Below are 2,573 nucleotides of genomic sequence, written 5' to 3' on the forward strand. Positions count from 1 at the left end.
AAGCCCTGGCTTTTTTGACAACCCCAAGATTGGACTGCCGAGCACCAACGGCATGATGGTGCTGCTTTCAAGCAAAACCGGTCTGGTACAAGCGCTGTTACTGGACAACGGCTATTTGACCGACGTGCGTACGGCCGCCGCTGGTGCAGTAGCAGCGAAGTATCTCGCCCGCAAGGATGCTTTCGTGGCTGCAATCCTGGGTGCGGGGATGCAAGCAAAGTTGCAGTTGCAAGCTTTGGCGCTCGTCCGGCCGATCCGTGAAGCGCGAATCTGGGCGCGCGATACCTCCAAGGCCGAAGCCGTCGCGCAGGAGCTCTCTAAGCAGCTGGGCTTTTCCGTAAGGGCATGTGCGGAACCAAAAAGGGCCGTGGCGGGCTCGCACGTCATTGTCACGACCACGCCCGCCCAGCAACCGCTCCTGAGTGCGGAATGGCTAGAGCCCGGACAACACGTGACCGCGATGGGATCGGATGCCGAACACAAGAATGAGATCGACCCCTCCGCGATCTCCCGTGCCGATCTCTACGTTGCCGATAGTCTCAGTCAGACGCGGCGTTTAGGCGAACTGCATCATGCCATTGCTGCCGGTGCAGTCGCCTGCGACGCAAGCTTTCCAGAACTTGGTGAGATCATTGCCGGGTCGAAGACGGGACGCGTAAGCAATACCCAGATCACCATGGCCGATCTCACCGGCACGGGTATCCAGGACACCGCGATCGCAACGCTTGCCTTCGCGCGAGCGGAGGCTGCAAGGGCCGGCACGGAGTTCGAGAGCTGAGCAACTCGCGAGTCGAACGCACATTGTTATCGAGCTCCAGCACAAAAAATTGAATGGAGTTAAGACCAAGACGATCATCAAAGGTGCCTAGGCACTCCCCCGAACAGAATACGTCTGAAGGCTTTAAATCAGAAATGGCACATCGATGCGCTTGTCGTACGCAACATGTGCAACATTACTTAGCTAAAAGGTTACACTGCTAAACGTCCCGCAGGGAGTTGTGGTGTTGATAAACGAAGAGGAGCTAAGCTGTATTCTATCTCGCCAGGATGCTCCGGCAGCCGTCCGTCAGGCGTTCATGGATCGTGGTGATGCGATCGGCTATCCAGAACACCTCATTGGCTCCCCGACAAGCATGGCTTCGACTCGGTGATCGATTTCCTCCACGAACTTGGCGTTGCAAGCCGCGGCTTAGGGCTCGAACTGGGTTACCTATCGGCGCAAGCCGCAGAGAAGTTCAGAGCCCGACTACCCAAAGCAAGCATCGTGGATTGCAGTAAATTCGTAGCCTGGATCCTAGTTATTGAGTCCGATCTCGAGTTATCAGTGACTCGAGGCTGCCGCCATCGCCGATGCCGGAATGATGCCTGCGGCAGAGGTGATATGCCTTGGGATTCGGGAATCTGAGGCCATCGCAGCGACGCAGGCGCGCAGCGGCAACGGCAAGCCGGCAACGAGCTTTGCGTCGATGTACCTATGCTCCTCGCCACGCACAGGTACCTCCCGCACCCGTGGAGCGAGGAAGTTTTTCGTAATGGATCGCAGATCAATCTTGAGCTTGGTGACGTGCGTTATGGCGACGTTTCTGCGATCATGCGCGCCTTCTCGATTGACGTACCCTCCGACCGCCTCAGTCGCCTACATAAGGCGGAAGTCGCCGGATTGGAGGACGCGCTCAACACGGTCCGGCGTGGAGCCACCTGCAGCGACGTCGCCAGCGCCTTCGATCGCCAACGCAAGGTTTCAAAAAGGACTCGCGCTGTGGCTACGCCATGACATCGATTGGGGTGAGCCTTCGGCGAGCCTTATGGAGACATGACAGAACTGAAGTCGAACATGAGCTTCCATCTCATGCTGGGCAACTGGATCGACGAAGATTCCGGGTATGTTGTCAGTGAGACTTTCCGCGTTACCGAGTCTGGCGTCGAAGCATTGACCCAAGCGCCCAGCTCTATCTCGCCTCCGTCGAGGATCTTCCGACGCGGGGCAATCTACAGGATTGCGATTGGATATCCAAGCAGCCAGACTAACGGTGCGCTGGACGTCCAGCGCACCGTTAGATGAAGACCCGTTGACCGCTCGGGCCGCGGAGGCGCTGCTATCCCCAGGGCCAACAAATGTTGCTTTCCAGCTCGCCGTTTTTGGTGGCGACCCGATCACTGCCCGGGTGCTTCTTAATCTGCACGTGCGCAAAAGGTAGCCAGAAGGTCTGGCCCCGACGCACTGCAGCCGCGCCGAATGCATCATCCTATCCGCATCAAGCGATCGATCTCCATGAGTCGTTTGTGAAGAACGTCTCTGAGCACCGTTTTAGGCAAGGTGTGGTTGCGATAGGTGGCGACAGAGTATCCATAACAGGCCGCGTAAAAGTTCCGCGAGCCAGCGGCGAAGCAGGCTGAAGTTGTAGCCAGCGGCGGCAAGCACGGCGTTGATGCGGTCGCCGTCGCGGCCCTTGAGATGGTTACGGCGCATCCGGTGGTCGTCCTTGAGATGGCCGATCACAGGCTCGACGGCGGCGCGACGCCGCATCTCGCGGCGGATCGCTTTGGTGACACGGCGAACCTGGCCGCTGATC

General features: G+C 58.4%; 3 protein-coding genes and 1 pseudogene. 3 read left to right on the plus strand and 1 reads right to left on the minus strand.

Annotated elements, in window-relative coordinates; genetic code table 11:
• The 3 genes and pseudogenes from E4K65_RS46515 to E4K65_RS49920 form a co-directional block, all read left to right on the plus strand.
• A partial coding sequence (locus tag E4K65_RS46515; protein WP_135179742.1) for a cyclodeaminase occupies positions 1 to 778 on the plus strand: 778 nt, incomplete at its 5' end.
• 369 nt (positions 779 to 1,147) lie between these two features.
• Positions 1,148 to 1,405 carry a hypothetical protein gene (locus E4K65_RS49405; protein ID WP_235886071.1) on the plus strand — a complete coding sequence of 86 codons (258 nt, stop codon included), beginning with the start codon at positions 1,148 to 1,150 and terminating at the stop codon, positions 1,403 to 1,405.
• Between the two features lie 63 nt (positions 1,406 to 1,468).
• Positions 1,469 to 1,774 (plus strand): annotated as a pseudogene (locus E4K65_RS49920) (M24 family metallopeptidase); the annotation flags it as partial.
• A gap of 534 nt (positions 1,775 to 2,308) precedes the next feature.
• Here E4K65_RS49920 and E4K65_RS46525 read toward each other — a convergent pair.
• The coding region (locus E4K65_RS46525) for a transposase (protein ID WP_209312100.1) at positions 2,309 to 2,573 on the minus strand (265 nt) is incomplete at its 5' end.

Origin of the sequence: Bradyrhizobium niftali, from assembly GCF_004571025.1 — a bacterium.
In the GTDB taxonomy this organism is placed as follows: domain Bacteria; phylum Pseudomonadota; class Alphaproteobacteria; order Rhizobiales; family Xanthobacteraceae; genus Bradyrhizobium; species Bradyrhizobium niftali.